Annotated in this window: 10 protein-coding genes; 7 read left to right on the top strand and 3 right to left on the bottom strand. The window is 39.8% G+C overall.

Going from position 1 to position 15,787, the window contains the following annotated elements; genetic code table 11:
• The first annotated feature begins 7 nt into the window (after positions 1-7).
• The 3 genes from ABJE44_RS06250 to ABJE44_RS06240 all read left to right on the top strand — a co-directional run bounded on the left by ABJE44_RS06250 (position 8) and on the right by ABJE44_RS06240 (position 2,848).
• The gene (locus ABJE44_RS06250) at positions 8-1,354 is read left to right on the top strand and encodes an AlkA N-terminal domain-containing protein (RefSeq protein WP_348110424.1); all 1,347 of its coding nucleotides are present in this window, start codon (positions 8-10) and stop codon (positions 1,352-1,354) included.
• On the top strand, positions 1,351-1,821 hold the full coding sequence (locus tag ABJE44_RS06245; RefSeq protein WP_348110423.1) for a methylated-DNA--[protein]-cysteine S-methyltransferase: 471 nt from the start codon (positions 1,351-1,353) through the stop codon (positions 1,819-1,821). The genes ABJE44_RS06250 and ABJE44_RS06245 overlap by 4 nt, the downstream gene beginning before the upstream one ends.
• Before the next feature lie 133 nt (positions 1,822-1,954).
• Positions 1,955-2,848 carry a DMT family transporter gene (locus ABJE44_RS06240; RefSeq protein WP_348110422.1) on the top strand — a complete coding sequence of 298 codons (894 nt, stop codon included), beginning with the start codon at positions 1,955-1,957 and terminating at the stop codon, positions 2,846-2,848.
• Here ABJE44_RS06240 and ABJE44_RS06235 read toward each other — a convergent pair.
• Positions 2,831-4,255, bottom strand: a complete 1,425-nt coding sequence (locus tag ABJE44_RS06235; RefSeq protein ID WP_348110421.1) for a diguanylate cyclase — start codon at positions 4,253-4,255, stop codon at positions 2,831-2,833. The genes ABJE44_RS06240 and ABJE44_RS06235 overlap by 18 nt on opposite strands.
• A gap of 253 nt (positions 4,256-4,508) precedes the next feature.
• Between ABJE44_RS06235 and glmU the strand changes: the two genes are divergently transcribed.
• Complete coding sequence (gene glmU, locus ABJE44_RS06230; protein ID WP_348110420.1) at positions 4,509-5,873, top strand: bifunctional UDP-N-acetylglucosamine diphosphorylase/glucosamine-1-phosphate N-acetyltransferase GlmU; 1,365 nt, start codon at positions 4,509-4,511, stop codon at positions 5,871-5,873.
• Between the two features lie 212 nt (positions 5,874-6,085).
• Here glmU and ABJE44_RS06225 read toward each other — a convergent pair whose 3' ends face one another.
• Positions 6,086-9,238, bottom strand: coding sequence for a VCBS domain-containing protein (locus ABJE44_RS06225; RefSeq protein ID WP_348120694.1), 3,153 nt, complete (start codon positions 9,236-9,238; stop codon positions 6,086-6,088).
• A gap of 428 nt (positions 9,239-9,666) precedes the next feature.
• On the opposite strand from ABJE44_RS06225, the gene ABJE44_RS06220 reads away from it, so the two are divergent.
• The 3 genes from ABJE44_RS06220 to glmS all read left to right on the top strand — a co-directional run bounded on the left by ABJE44_RS06220 (position 9,667) and on the right by glmS (position 13,433).
• Positions 9,667-10,596, top strand: a complete 930-nt coding sequence (locus ABJE44_RS06220; RefSeq protein ID WP_348110418.1) for a polysaccharide lyase family 7 protein — start codon at positions 9,667-9,669, stop codon at positions 10,594-10,596.
• A 221-nt stretch (positions 10,597-10,817) separates the two neighbouring features.
• The gene (locus tag ABJE44_RS06215) at positions 10,818-11,585 is read left to right on the top strand and encodes a DeoR/GlpR family DNA-binding transcription regulator (RefSeq protein WP_348110417.1); all 768 of its coding nucleotides are present in this window, start codon (positions 10,818-10,820) and stop codon (positions 11,583-11,585) included.
• Between the two features lie 15 nt (positions 11,586-11,600).
• Entirely contained in the window at positions 11,601-13,433 is a 1,833-nt protein-coding gene (gene glmS, locus ABJE44_RS06210; protein ID WP_348110416.1) for a glutamine--fructose-6-phosphate transaminase (isomerizing), read from the top strand.
• 464 nt (positions 13,434-13,897) lie between these two features.
• Here glmS and ABJE44_RS06205 read toward each other — a convergent pair.
• On the bottom strand, positions 13,898-15,787 hold a 1,890-nt coding region (locus ABJE44_RS06205), incomplete at its 5' end, for a hypothetical protein (protein ID WP_348120692.1).

Genomic DNA, 15,787 nt, shown 5'->3' with positions numbered 1-15,787 from the left:
GAGTCCCATGCAAACCAGTATTTATAAGCAAGCTAGAATCACCCGAGACCCTAGATTTGATGGGGTGTTTTTCATTGCAGTTAAAACAACGCATATTTTTTGCCGATCTATATGCCCAGCAAACTTGCCACATGAAAAAAATGTAGAGTATTTTCAACATGCCCAGCAAGCAATGAATCAGGGTTATAGACCATGTTTACGATGCAGGCCAGATAGCGCACCTCAGTCATACGCTTGGAAAGGAGTCGAAACCACAGTAAATAGAGCCATGAGACTGCTTAGAGAACATAATGACTTGACTATCAAAGATATCACTTTGAAATTGGGGGTATCGGACCGTTATTTACGACAACTATTTGCAAAGTACTTAGGGTTAAGTCCCAAACAATACCACGTATTCAACAAAGTTTTGTTCGCAAAAAAATTATTACATGAAACTGCAATGAACATAGAAAACGTGGCTCATGCTAGTGGTTTTGCAAGCTCTAGGCGCCTACAGCACAACTTCAAACAAATTACTGGTTTAACTCCCTTACAAGTCAGAAAAAACAAGGTTAACCAAAATCAAAACCTTATTTTAAAGTTGCATTTTAGGCCGCCATTTAACTGGCACTATATACAAAATTTTCTACTAAAAAGAGCCATTGATGGATTAGAGACTGTTACCGCAAATAGCTACTCAAGAACCTTTTCAATTGACGGACTTAAAGGTTGGTTTACTGCAAACTATCAGCAAGGTGAAAACTATCTGACACTGGAAATAAACTTACCCAAGATTGAACACTTGAGTATCTTACTGAGTAATATCGAAAGAATATTCGACCTTAATGCGGACATATTGCAGATTCAACAACAACTAGTAAAAAGTGGCATTCCCAAGGATAAATTAACTGGTGGAATACGACTACCGGGAGTTTGGGACACCTTTGAAGCAGGTTGCCGAGCAATACTCGGCCAACAAATATCAGTTAAGGCAGCGATTTCGTTATTATCCCTGCTGACACAGACTTTGGGAGAGAAAATAGCTGACAGATATTATTTTCCTACACCTCAAGCCATCAGTAAAAGCAACCTAGAGTTTTTGAAAATACCCAAGAGTCGCAAACAATGTTTGCAGGACTTTTGTGAATACTATGGTACTTACCCTAATCATTCTCCCGATGCATGGATACAAATTAAGGGGATAGGTCCATGGACAATTTCTTACGCAAAAATGCGTGGTATGTCAGAGCCCGACATCTGGCTAGAAACCGGTCTCATTATAAAGAAACAACTCGACAGATATAAAATTAACTCAACTTTATCTTCACCTTGGCGCAGCTATTTAACTTTTCAACTTTGGAGCATGGCATGACTGAACAAAGTTTTATCCATTACCTAGAAACCAGTTTAGGGATATTAGCAATACGTGCAGATGAAATAGGAATAACGGCAATTAGCTTTGTCACTAAACCAGAATGCGCGAATAATGGAAACCAACATACAGCGCTAGCGGTAACCCAACTGTCTGAATATTTAGCCGGAACCAGAACGCGCTTTACACTGAGCCTTAACCTAAAAGGCACTAAGTTCCAACAGCAGGTATGGGCACAACTATTGAAAATACCCTTTGGCCAAACGTGTAGTTATAAGGACATAGCAGAAAAGATTAACAATCCCAAAGCAGTCAGGGCCGTAGGGGCAGCAAATGGGCGTAACCCTATTACTATTATTGTGCCATGCCACCGAGTTATAGGCAGCAACGGTAAACTCACCGGATATGCTTGGGGCACCGCTATAAAATCAGCATTATTAACCTTAGAAAGCAATCCAGAACCTTAAGTTGAGTGCAAACCGCAAATAAATCACAAGACAAGGCAGCCATAGTTTCGTTATGCTTAAACAGGTAACGTCTTGTATCGCACTCAACTAATCAATTAACACACCAGAGCCCTATCAAAAGGAAAGGTAAGCTATGCCCTTTAAATATTTCTGCGAGCTCGTTTTACTGTCAGCATTATGGGGCGGTTCATTTTTATTTATGCGAACCACTGTTGATGAATTTGGCCCAGTAATGTTAGTGACATTAAGGGTCGGTATAGCAGGTTTGGTTTTACTACCATTATTGTTATTTAAAAGATTAGGTAGAGAATTAATAGAGAATTGGCGGCCCATCATGTTTGTCGGTATCACCAATAACGCTATTCCTTACTTTTTGTTTAGCTATAGCACTATTTACTTAAGTGCTGGGTATGCGTCGGTATTGAATGCCACTGCTCCAATGTTTGCCGCCATCATTGCCTTTTTTTGGTTAAAAGATAAATTGGCCCCAATGGCGCTAATAGGTTTAATAATAGGTTTTTTGGGGGTGTTTGTGCTGAGTATGGCTAAGCTAATCCTGCAAACTGAAAATACATTTCAAGCAATACTTGCAGCACTAGTAGCCACTTTTTTCTATGGCCTTGCGGCGTGTTTTACTAAGCGTTCATTGCAAGGAGTTAAGCCTCTAACGGTAGCGGCAGGTAGCCTAATGTTTGCCACTGTATTTTTATTACCCATAAGTCTTTTTTACTTACCTACAACAACCCCAAGTATAAATAGCTGGCTGAGTGTTTTGGTTTTAGGAGCATGTTCAACTGGCTTTGCTGCCTTATTATTTTTCAGATTAATTGCAAATGTAGGTGCCTACAAAGCAATTACCGTGACTTACCTTGTGCCTGTATTTGGCATTATTTGGGGCATGATTTTCTTAAGGGAGCAATTAACCGTCAACATGTGGATTGGTGCAGCTATGGTGTTAATTGGTGTTGCTCTCACCACAGGAGTGTTCAGAAGACGGCTGATACCAAAGCTAGGAAGACTCAATTAATTTAGTTCTCACTAAGTTTCGACCATCTCTTTTAGCTAAAAATAAAGCATCATCAGCCGCGGCCATAACTTCGGACATACTCCGCGTTATAGCGGTATAGGAAATACCAAAACTAGCAGTAATCTGAATAGATGTAGTGCCGGTTGTAATTGTCATACCTGCTAATTTTTTGCACAACTTTTGGCATAACTCAGCTGCTTCATGGGGCCCTGTTTCTGGTAACAATAGAATAAATTCTTGGCCACTCCAACGTCCTAAAATATCGGTATCCCGCACTTCGTTCTGCAACATACTCGCAATTTGTCGCAATACAATATCCCCAGCTTTTCTGCCATGAGTATCATTTATAGGTTTGAAATTGTCTAAATCAATTAATACTAAACTCACCGGTTTATTTTCATACATCACTTCTTCAAATTTCAAAGTTAAATGACTGCGGTTGGGTAACTCTGTGAGAATGTCTATTTGCTTATTTTTTTGCATATCTTTTTTGAAATAATATAAAAGGTTATATATCAAAATAAATAAGCCAAAAATGATAGCTAGCAGGGTCACTATACTAATGATAAACCCTCGACTAATCTCAGTTTGTCTCGCTTGTAGTGGCGTAATAATATACATAGTCCAGTCAAATGGTTGAATATTAAGCTCTGCTATCAGCGCCTCGTGTCCATTGATGGGTAACAATAAGTTATTCAAAGAAGATTCTTTTTGGTGCGGCGCTAAGTCTTGAAACCAAGAGAGGTCAGTAAGGTTTTTAAAGGTGACGCCTTTGATAAGTAACTCCGGATCTGAGGTGAGAGTGATATCTTTATTTTGATCAACAAAAATGAAGTCATAACCATAGGTTTTTTTATATTCACTGAACACTTCAGTAAAGGCTTTGAGGCTTTTTCCTACGCCAAACACCCCTAAAAAATTATTGTCTGCATCATATATTTTTAAGTCAATATAGAATTGCGGGTTTTGCCATTGTCCAATATCAGCCATGGCATTTTCAGGCTGTGCTTTATAAGAGAAGTACCAATTAACTTTTCCCTCAATCAGATCTATCTGCTGTCTCTCTGAATTATACTGTTTACGACTAATATCACTCGCTATAAAGAAGTTTAAATTGAACTCTCTGTTTAACCTTTCCAAGGTTAAAAATATTTGTTCTTCGTTTTGTTCAGGTCGTTTCATTAGTTCTATCAATTCTTTAGCTTTCGCTAAAGTTTGGGCAATATGCAAAGGTTGCATAAGTTGTTCAACAACAAGTTGAAAGGCCGGAGAGTTAGATTGCTGTTGGGCACGGCTTTGCTCAGCGACAATCTTAGAAATACTAATGTGGGTTAGAGTGACAATGGCGATAACCACGACAGCGAACAGTAGTAAAAAACTTCTATGTAGAGTACGGAAAATATTCACTATAGCCTTGTTCCATTTAAAGTTTCAATCATTGATACTAATTGTAATGATAACTGAAAAAAACCTTTTGAGTCATTATAAGGTAACAATTATTTTTTCATTCACTTAAGGGTTTAATTGTTTAAATCATAAACCCAACCTTAATGTTCACTCATTCGAGAAATTGCATTTTGAACTACTGACACTGTGTTGGCTTATAAGTAGAATAACCCTATCATAAAGATCACTAGACCCAATATTTATAGGAAGACATATGGCATTTTCGGTAGTTGTGTTAGCTGCAGGTAAAGGCACTCGAATGAAATCCAGCTTGCCAAAAGTGTTACACCCGATTGGTGGTAAAGCCATGGTGCAGCACATAATTGATACAGTAAACGAACTAGGTGCTACAAATATCCATTTGGTCTACGGCCACGGTGCTGAGCAACTTAAAGCCCAACTAAATCACAACAAGCTATCTTGGTGTTTACAAGCCGAACAGTTGGGTACAGGCCACGCAGTACAACAAGCAGCTCCTTATATTTCAGATGAAGAGGATGTGCTAATTTTGGTAGGTGATGCGCCGCTCATAAAACCAAGCACTTTACAGCAACTCATCAGCATTAAACAAAAGGCAGATCTTGCTCTATTAACCGTGCATTTAGAAGATCCTACAGGCATGGGCAGAATTATTCGAGAAGGGGAGCAAGTCTCCGCAATTGTTGAGCATAAAGATGCCAGCGAAGCACAAAAACAAATAACAGAAATTAATACCGGCATGATGATCATGGCAGGCAGTGATTTAAAACGTTGGTTAAACAATTTAAACAGTAATAACGCCCAAGGTGAGTTTTATCTGACAGATGTTATCGCCATGGCTGCAGCTGAAGGCAAAACCATTAAAGCGTCACACCCCAGCTCAGCGATAGAAGTTGAAGGTATTAATAACCGTATGCAACTGGCCAATATCGAACGCGCCTTTCAATTCGAACAAGCCCAACAAATTATGGCGAAAGGGGTGAGCTTAGCAGACCCCCATAGGTTTGACGTGCGAGGTGAATTAACAGTTGGCCAAGACATTAATATTGATATTAATACAGTCATTAAAGGCAAGGTATCTATAGGGTCCAATGTCAATATTGGCCCCAATTGTGTGCTCATTGATTGCGATATTGCTGATGGCGCTAGCATAGAAGCCAACTCAATTATCGAACAAGCTCAGGTAGGCGAAAACTGCAGCGTAGGGCCTTTTGCTAGATTACGACCTGGCGCAGTCATGGCTGAAAAGTCCAAAGTGGGTAATTTCGTAGAAATGAAAAAAACAACTTTAGGCAAAGGTTCGAAAGCTAACCACTTTACATACCTAGGCGACACTCAAGTAGGCGAAGACGCTAACATAGGAGCAGGTACCATTACTTGTAATTATGATGGTGTTAATAAATTTAAAACCATTATTGGAGACGGGGCATTTATAGGCTCTAACAGCTCTTTGGTGGCCCCTGCAAACATAGGTAAAAACGCCACAGTTGGTGCAGGTTCTGTGATCACTAAGCAGGTTGATGACAATGAATTAGCTTTGTCACGGGCTAAGCAAAAAAATCTGAGTAATTGGAATAGACCCACAAAAAATTGTAATTAGAGCCAGGCGTGTAAAAAAATTCGCTATTTTTAGTGGGCTTTTTTGTGTCTGAGGTTTAGATTAAAGCCTCAATGAACAGTGTTAATTTGTTAATGAATTTACAACTTAGCCTCTAAATGTAAAAAAAGCCCGAAAGTTTATTTTAACTTTCGGGCTTTCAAAAAAATTAACAACAATGTCAAACTGTTAGTTAACTACATAGTTTAAGAAGCTTACTCTTCGCCAACAGTAACAGAGAAAGAGTTGCTGTTATATTCACTAGGAATAATAGGTGAAGGTGTTTGGTTAAGTTCAAAACCTTCTTTAGTATCCGCATCCGGATCTAATGATTCACCAGCAGTGTAAGCTTCGAAATCATCTTCAAAGGCCACAGATTCTGCACCATCAATAGTTTCATATACAACCAACTCATCAATTCTAAAGTCAGCTCGCGTGATATCGTCGCCATCCGCTACTCTAAACTGAACATATCTGACGCCGTTTTGAGCTTCCTCAAGATTAGTACTTGTAGAACCACCTGAGAACAATGGCACACCATCAATTGTTATTGCAATTGTAGGTGCTGCTTCTGTAGTTGCAGCAGATGCATCCCATGAGATTTCAATGTCATATATTGTTTCAGTATTAAATGTACTTAATTCCGTTTCTCCATTTCGAATATCAAAATGATTACCCGATTGGTCAAGACGTAAATCAAGTATTGATTCTCCACTACCTGTATCTACACCACCAAGTAATATGAAACCGTCAATTCCAGTATTGCTTTCAGTGCCTTTCAACATTTGGAAAGTCATTCGGCCAATTTCAATTGTATTGTCACTGCCTAAGTCTATTCTTAGCTCGCCAGTATCATCAGCTTGTATTGTTGCTGTAATACCATCGACTGTTGCAATAGCATCGTCTGACGTACCTGCTACATCCGTAACGTTTGCATATTGGTTGTTAGACGTACCTAAGCCACTTGCGTCACCAGTATCAACAACAAGAGTTCCTACAACAGTAATAACTAAATCTGCAGTTGTTCCGTCGACAGATTCAATAGTAACTGTTTCTAAAACGAAGTTTCCTTTTTCTAAAACAGAAATCGTTTCATCGTCAGTATTTAGAGTGTAAGTCCATGAACCATCTTCTAAGATTGCTAAAGTACCGTAGTCTCCTGTTATTGTTGACTCAACTATATAGGCTTCGCCTTCATTTGCGTCAACTATAACTACATCACCAGTCAATGAAGTTTCATCACTGTTCATTGTTCCCGTCAAACCAAAGAAGGAAGCTGCAATAGGCGAATCATCATCAGCACCCACATCTAATATAGCTACCTCAGCATCAGCGGCATCAGCGTATATACTAGTTGCTTCATCGTCTAAGGTATCGCCTACATCATAGCTTTCAAAGTCATCTTCAAAAACGCTTACTGTCCCAGCTGTATCTGAATAAATTGCTATATTATCTACATAGAAAGAGCCAAACTCGACTATTCTAGATGAGTCACTGAAGGTGAAGTCGATCCTGCCAATACCATCAACAAACCATTGATCCAAGTCAGTAAAATCGGGATCAACTACTGCGGCTGTAGAAAAGGCTCCACCACTCATCACTTCACCATCAATGGTTACTGTGATTTGGTTAGTCTCATCTAAGTCCCAAGTGATGTCTATTTCGTAGAATTGATCTTCAACAAAATCTGCAGTAATCATATCACCAGGGTAATCGTCACTATCAGTATTTCTAACAAGGAACCTTGGTTCAATAGCGGTTCCATCACTTGCAGTTTGGTCACCCTGAATACGTAAATCGATAAGTGATTCGTGCACACTACCTGATGAACCAAATATAGTGATATAAGCATCTTTAACGTTGCCATCACTACCTACAGCGTTTTCTTTCAAAATAGTAGCGGTTAGCTTGCCTTGACGCGTATCGTCTATATTTATACGTATGCCACCAGAATCACCAGTACTTGTATCTGAAATTTTTACTAGCTTTGCTAATGCAGCTACACGCACCTCAATATCAGCTGTAGTGCCATCGATCGATGAAACTGTCACTGAATCGTTAATACCGTCACCTAGTTCAAGAGCTGCAACGTCATCATTTTCTGTATCCACTGTGTAAGACCAGCTTCCATCAGCAGCGATACTAAAAGTACCATAATCCAAAGCGGCATCAGTTTGAATAATAAAAGCGTCTTCTTCGAAGTTAGGATCAACTATTGTAAGAGTGCCAGTTAATGGGTCAGTAGCCGAACTGTTAACCGTACCGCTTAGTGTACCTTCAATAATAGCAGCCACAGGGTCATTGTTATAACCAACAGCAGAGCCAATTACATCTAATAAGCTTGAGTCTATGTCTGCAGCGACTACTGAAGTGGTTTCTAGGTTTTCTTGAGCAATCTCAAATGCAGCTAGTGTAGCTTCTGAATAAGCACCGTCATCAGATAAGTCAGTAACTAGTTCAGATAAAATAGTAGCAATGTCGCTATCAGCATCATCTGCATCTAATTGTGAAATTAGGGCCAATACCGAGCCATACCTGTCGGCATCTTCAGCGTCATCTGCACCTAGTGCATCTACGCCAACAGTAGTAGGGAAAGTTTCTGTAGTATCAAAACGAATGCCAAAACGCCCGTTGATAATATCAGCTTGCTCAGCATAGTTAGTTAAATCTGCAGAGGCAGCTTGAACTACCATTTCTGTCAATGGCGAAACGATATAGTCAGGCGCTATAATTGCTCCTTCTGCTGTAACATCTGCGTCACTTTCTACAACATCAACCACAGCTCTTAAGGTAGGCGCGTCTAAAGTCTCGCCCGTTGATTCATCAGTGTATGTACCGCCAGTACATGATATTAAGCCTGTGCCTGTAAAATGCACATCTACAAACGAAACCGCGCCGCTTGCATCAGAAGTAGCTGAAGCTTGAACATTTGAATCTGCTACGCCACTATCATCTACTGAGACAATGTCACAGCTAGCACCACTTACAGGCCCTTTAACAACAAAAGCAGATACATCTAATGTTGGAAGTATTTCAGTGGTATCCGCACCAATCGCTTGGTAAAAGCCTGCTTCATCTGTATACAAAGCAGAGGCTGTTAAAATAGAACCTTCATCTTCTTCAGTAATCGTATACGAAGTGCCTGTCGCGACAGTATCACCACTATCTCTTGTCCATGAATAACTAATAGAATCATCTACTATGCCATCAGGATCAGTTAAGGTTAATGATAATGTAGTGCCAGCGATGAAATCGCTACCCACAATTTCGATGGACCCGTTACTATTACCTTGCAACTTCGCCTTGTCGTCTCCACACCCAACTAAGGCTGTCGCAACAACTAGGGGTATTAGTGATTTCTTAAACATGCTTTCTACTCCCGAAAGTTTTACTTATAAAATGGTGCTGCATAGCAAACCAACTGGTAAATGTATCTATAACGAAAACCAAATTGGTATGACAGAAAAGTAGGCTTTTGGTATTACCAATATATTTAACTTAGTTAGATACACCAGATATGAAACCATAAAATTCTGAATCTTACTAGCCAATTTTAACGTATTTATACATTTTTTTTACAAACCACCCCATTACTGGTAACTTACTATCTTCCAGTGGTTAGTGGGCATAGCGGTAAATCACCCTCCCGTGTAATACCAATTTAAAGGATACACCTTGACCAATTGGATCTAGTTGTTCATGTTTACACTCTTACCAACTCATTAAGTTAGGTAGTAAGGCTAAAGTTAAATTGTTCTGTGACAAAAGCTCAAAACTGTTTTTTAAAGGTTGAATTATGTTTTTACGAAAAACTGTGGTGATCTCATCACTATTTCTTTTAATAATCTGTTGTACAACAATAGCTAACGAGAACCTTACACTTAGTGCAGAGCGGCCACCTGGCCATAACTTTGAGCTAATAGACTGGAATATCAGCCTACCTGTAGATACCAATAAAGATGGTCAAGTCGATACCATACCCGCGGTATATTTAGAAAAAGGATTTGAATACAAACCCTACTTTTATACTGCTGATGATGGCGGCATGGTGTTTACTGCATTCGTAGATGGAGTTAAAACATCAAAAAATACTAAATACACCCGTAGCGAATTACGAGAAATGTTAAGAAGAGGTGACAAGTCAGTTAAAGTCAAAGGTGTCACTAAAAACAATTGGGTGTTTAGTAGTGTCAGGGGGAAAACCCAAAGACAAGCAGGAGGCGTTGACGGCACGCTCAAAGCTACCGTTGCAGTCAACAATGTCACTGTAACCGGCGAACCTAAACAAGTTGGCCGCGTCATTATCGGACAAATTCACGCTAAAGATGATGAACCAGCACGCTTGTACTATCGTAAGCTACCTAATAATACTAAAGGTGTGATTTATCTAGCCCATGAACCTCGTAAAGGTGACGAGCAGTACTACGAATTCAATGGCTCTAGAGCCAGTAATATAGAAGATCCAAAAGACGGTATCGCCCTTAATGAAAAGTTCAGTTATACAATTGATGTAAAAGGAAATACCTTAACTGTTTCTCTTATTAGAGAAGGCAAAGAAGATATAACTCACACCGTCGACATGAAAGACAGTGGTTATCACAAGCGTGACCAATACATGTATTTTAAAGCCGGAGTCTATAATCAAAACAACTCTGGTGACCCTAAAGATTATGTTCAGGCTACATTCTACCGTTTAGAAAACAGCCATACAGGTTACGACTATTAACCTATCTCATTAAATGTACGCCTATGCAGTGGATAGAGGTGCGTATCAGCGACCGACTAGAATCTGAGGTTGACTTCATATACTGCTAGGTAAACCAATCATCTATAAATAACAAAAGCAATTAGGTACAAAACCCCATACTTACATTTCGAAAGAAACACTTGACACTCGAAAGATAATTACTAGAATACATTTCAAAATGAAATTTATTATTTTGAAAAATGCAAAAACGTAATACCCAACAAAGACGAAGAGCCATAATCGAACGCCTAAATCATGAAGGCGAAGTCTCTGTTGACGAGCTTTCAAAAGCATTTTCTACCTCAGAAGTCACCATTCGTAAGGATTTAGCCGAACTAGAAAACAATGGCCTGTTATTACGAAAGTTTGGCGGAGCCGTATTGTTACCTAGAGAATCTTCCGAGTTATCTAGCGAAAAAGTTTCGAATCGAAAGATAGCAATAGCAAAACTCGCCGCAACCTTAATTAAAGACCATAACCGAATCATCATTGACAGCGGCAGCACCACCTCAGCACTCATACCCGAGTTAAAAAATAAACTAGGCTTGGTAGTCATGACTAACTCTTTGCATGTAGCAACGTCAGTGTTAGAGCAAGAGAACGAACCCAAAGTACTTATGACAGGCGGCACATGGGATAGCCAATCTCATTCATTTCAAGGGCAAATGGCCGAGCAAATGTTAAAAGCATACAACTTCGACCAAGCTTTTTTAGGGGCAGCAGGTATCGACATTGAAAGAGGCACCACAACCTTTAACGAGCTCACCCACCTTAGTCGTGTTATGGCAGAAGTATCGAACCAAATTATCGTTTTAGCAGAATCAGAAAAATTACAACGTAAAATTCCCAATGTGGAATTACCTTGGCATTCAATTTCGGTGCTCGTCACCGACGACAACATTGATGCAACAACCAAACAGACAATTGAACAATACGGCGTGAAAGTTATGTGCGCCTCAACTCAATAAACACGGAGCAAATTTATGTGTGGAATAGTCGGCGCAATCGCAGAAAGAAACGTAGTCCCCATTCTATTAGAAGGTTTAAGACGCCTTGAATACAGAGGTTACGACTCAGCTGGCGTAGCATTACTAGACGGCCAAGGTAACCTACAACGCACCCGTAAAATAGGCAAAGTAAAAGAGCTTGCTGACGCACTACAAGACTACCCTATAAAAGGCATGACAGGTATTGCTCACACTCGCTGGGCTACCCATGGCGGCGTAACCGAAGCCAACGCTCACCCACACTTTTCAAGCGAACGCATAGCTGTAGTTCACAACGGCATCATAGAAAACTACGAAAGCCTACGAACAGACCTAACAGAAAAAGGGTATGGGTTCACCTCTGATACCGATACCGAAACCATCGCCCACCAAGTGCACTTTGAATTAGACAACTGCAACGACTTGCTCACAGCTATTCAAAATGCAGTTAAGAAATTCCATGGCGCTTACGGCACCGTTATTTTAGATAAGAACGACCCAGACCGAGTCATAGTCGCCCGCTCAGGCAGCCCACTCGTTATTGGCCTTGGCTTAGGTGAAAACTTTATCGCCTCTGACCAAATGGCATTATTCCCCGTGACCCGTCGCTTTATGTTTTTAGAAGAAGGCGACGTAGCCGAAATTACACGTACCAGCATTCAAGTATTTAATAGTGCAGGTCAGCCAGTCGAACGTGAAATTAAAGAATCAAACCTAGAGCACGATGCGGGCGATAAAGCCGGATATCGTCACTACATGCTAAAAGAAATTCACGAACAACCCACTGTTATTCGTAATACGCTTAGTGGCCGCCTAAATGATAATGGTATTAGTGCCAATATATTTGGCCATGGCGCAGACGAAATACTCGCCAACATCAAACATGTACAAATTATAGCCTGTGGAACCAGTTACCACTCTGGTATGACAGCAAGATACTGGCTAGAGCAATACGCTAACGTATCGTGTAACGTCGAAATTGCCTCAGAATTTAGATACAGAAAATCTTTTGTACACCCCAACAGCTTAATTGTGACCATTTCACAGTCTGGCGAAACCGCCGACACCCTAGCTGCACTGCGCCTAGCCAAAGAACAAGGCTACGCCGCAAGTTTAACCATATGTAACGTACCCGGCTCATCATTAGTGCGCGAATCAGACCTTGCCTTTATGACCTTAGCAGGGGCTGAAATAGGCGTAGCCTCAACCAAAGCATTTACCACCCAGTTAACAGGCTTTTTAATGCTAACGATGGCACTTGGCAAGCACAACAACATGGCCCAAGAAGACCACCAGCATATAGTTAAAGCGCTGCACAGCCTGCCTGCAAAACTCGAAGAAACCCTGCAACTGACAGACGGCATCAAAGCCCTAGCAGAAGAATTTGCAGACATGAACCACAGTCTATTTTTAGGCCGAGGCGACCAATACCCCATAGCGATGGAAGGCGCACTCAAACTTAAAGAAATCTCATATATACACGCCGAAGCCTACGCATCAGGCGAACTAAAGCACGGCCCATTAGCCTTAATAGACGACGAAATGCCAGTGATAGTCGTCGCCCCTAATAATGAGTTACTTGAAAAACTAAAATCTAACGTCGAAGAAGTGCGGGCCCGAGGCGGCATTATGTACGTATTCGCCGACAAAGAAGCCAACTTCAAAAGTGACGACACCATGCGCGTAATCAACGTACCCCACTGCGATGAAGCCATAGCACCCATCGTCTACACCCTACCCTTACAACTGCTTTCATACTATGTAGCAGTTATAAAAGGTACAGATGTAGACCAACCCAGAAACCTCGCAAAATCGGTCACAGTCGAATAATTCATTTAGATTTAATGCTTGTTTGAGAGAAGATGCGCAAGCGTCTTTTCTATTTATAACATTAATTTATTGGAGAGTTTGTCGCTTCGAAAAATCAACATAAACGCTTCGCCGCTTTATAAGTAAAATAGATTGCTTTCACGCAGGACTTCTTGAACCAATGTCACCATTTTTATCAAGCCAATACCGGATCTCACATACTCGTAAATACTATTTATATTTTTTTAGTGCCTCGGGTTGCCATGATGCTTGAATACATAGAGACACAAAAGGGAACGATATAAGTGGTGATCACTTTGAACCAATTTAAGCTTAGCTTATTGAATCACTCATAGTAACAATCGACAGAAAAGACTCCCCAGTATCTAAGTGGAAATTACTTAGATACTGTAAAAAAGTATTCGTTTACTTCTTTTAATAAAAAACGGCCAATTAAGGCCGTTTTTTTAATCACCCCAAAATGTCTAGTGCACTGGTAACGTAATCGTACCTGTAAATACTTCACCATTATTCGTTTCATAAGCATACTCAAAAGAAATGCTGTTTTCAGATGAATCTAGATCATCAGACATACTTTCATAAGTATTGATGAAGTAAGCTTTTTGGGAATCTTCCAAACTTGTTCCATATAGAAGTGACCTATTCACAGAATCTTGAGTAACATCTTCATTATTTGCCAAAGAAACCAAACCATATTTATTTAGATTATAACCAATACCATCTTCAACAATTTCAAAAGTATTAGTATCTACGCGAGGCTCGCCATCTTCAATTACTTGTACTTGCCTCAATGTTAATCCTTGAAGTTTTAATACATTATCTGGCAAAAATAAATATACACTACTGTCTCTATCAGAATATGTCGAATCTTCTCCAGCAGTGTTCTGCGGTTTTATAAGCGTGCCATTAGTATTATAATTGTTATTATCTAAGTACAAATCATTTATATCAAAGTCAGCATCTACAGACGCAGGCGCCCATGGATAAAAAGATAGCGCGTCATAACTCACATCAGATTCTAGGCCTGTTGAATCAACTAAAATATTTCCTACTGAATAGTAATATTGGTTTCCTGAGGTTAATTCAGTGACGGGTGTAACCATTAGACGCGTATTGTTTAGAGAAAGCTCGACTGACACTTCGACCTCAATATCACCACTAATTAAAGTTGAACCGGGCAAAACAAAATCATTACTGTCAGCGTCGCCTTTAATAACTTCAAAACCGTCTTCATCTATTAAACTAACATCATCAGCCGTTATCGTAACAGGCTGTGAATAAAACACAGTAAACTGATTATCATAATCAACTTCATTAGCAGCAAACACTACTTCTAATTCATTATCGTAGTTATAGCCTTCATCTGGTTGCACCGCCAAAGTAATAGACTCCGCATTATCTATAAAGTAATTATATGAATCATTGTTAGTATTCGAAAAAGAAACTCTTAATGAACCATTACTTTGCTCATCGATCGAAATAGAAGAGGATTCATAATAGATACCATCAACAGAAAATGCGGCGATTTGTAAATTAATGTAGTCATAAAACTGGGCGATAATAACATGTTGCCCTGTGTCGGCATCATAAGTAGAGCTTATGTTATCGTTTAAATTATCATCTACAGTTATTTGTGCTTCTGGGATAGGCTGACCACTCTCGTCTACAACAGATAACCTATATTCAGTGGCTATACCAGCAGTTACATCAGGTTGCTCTACTTCTGAAACATACAGTATTTCCGATTCAAGGGAAGTAGAACTCACAAGCGTAATCGAGTCATAACCGTAGTAGTAGGTGTAATCCGCAATATCGTCATTATTGATATCTAGAGAAGCTTCAATAGTGGTAGATATGTATTTAGGAATACTAATAGTGTAGTACTGGTTCACTTCATCATAACTCGAGTACTGAATGTACTGGTAAGAAGTCGAACCTTCTCCATATGCAGTACTTGCGCTAAAAAGCAAACCAGTAATAGCTTCATCAGTCTCATCATCAAGCACTGTTAGCGTCACTTCAGTTGACTCAGAAACAGCAAAACTACCAAAATCTTTTTGCGCTTCTCCAGAATTTGAATAACCGGTATTATAATAAAAAGCTCTGGTCATAAACTCTTCAGAGTCACTACTGATGATAATTTCAATATCAGAGTTCGCAGGTAAATCAGTCACTTCAAAAAAACCTGCATTAGCAGTTGTTTCGGTTAAGGTTTGTTCTCCAACTTTCACAGTTACAACCGCTGAGTCAGGTGGTAAATCATCATATTGATCAACTACCCTACCTCTAATAGCAACGGTATTAATTTGCTCTTCTTGTTCACTCAGAATTTGATTTTGTTCTTCAATAGCAGC

The organism is Paraglaciecola sp. (genome assembly GCF_039942875.1).
Taxonomy (GTDB): domain Bacteria; phylum Pseudomonadota; class Gammaproteobacteria; order Enterobacterales; family Alteromonadaceae; genus Paraglaciecola.
This window is presented reverse-complemented; position numbering and strand designations above follow the sequence as displayed.